Annotated in this window: 2 protein-coding genes; one reads left to right on the forward strand and one right to left on the reverse strand. The window is 40.9% G+C overall.

The genetic code is table 11. The features are described from left to right. Window positions 1-267 (forward strand): transposase (locus K5G00_RS29550; protein WP_238770254.1); only part of this gene is annotated, 267 nt, incomplete at its 5' end. Between the two features lie 75 nt (window positions 268-342). Here K5G00_RS29550 and K5G00_RS29555 read toward each other — a convergent pair. Further along, window positions 343-530 (reverse strand): hypothetical protein (locus K5G00_RS29555; RefSeq protein WP_394800896.1); only part of this gene is annotated, 188 nt, incomplete at its 5' end.

A 530-nucleotide genomic window follows, 5' to 3' on the forward strand; every position in this document is an offset into this window, starting at 1 on the left:
CGCTGGGGCTGCCATAAAGCTAATGGCGACCGCATTATTGAAATCAACCATAACCTGGAAAAGCACAAACAGGCCGCCCGAAAAAAACTGTTGAGCGATGCAGGGGTAAAACGCCGCAAACAGCGGTGTGCAGATGTTGAAGCAACTTTTGGGATAATTAAAAATAACAAAGGTTTTAGAAGGCTTATGCTACGTGGCAAAAGAAAAGTAGAAATTGAAACCGGATTGATCGCTTTAGCGCACAATTTGGCTAAAATAAGTGCATAAAAGGACTTAAAACCTTTTTGCGTTTTTGAAAAAACGTATCTAACGCAAAATATCCCCAAAATTAGGTGCAAACTCCTAAAAAACGCAAAATAAAAACCGTCCCATAAACTTGTTATGAGACGGCCTCACTTGTGAAAGCCCATATAAGGGGCCAAAGTTGAGCCTTTGCTGCTCTTCTAAACGTTCTTGCTCTTCCTGATATTTGAAATATTTCTTGATTTTGTCTTCGTCAAGCCCAATAGTGTCGGCACAATATCCTCGCG

It is taken from the genome of Maribellus maritimus (assembly GCF_022267315.1).
Classification (GTDB): Bacteria; Bacteroidota; Bacteroidia; order Bacteroidales; family Prolixibacteraceae; genus Draconibacterium; species Draconibacterium maritimum.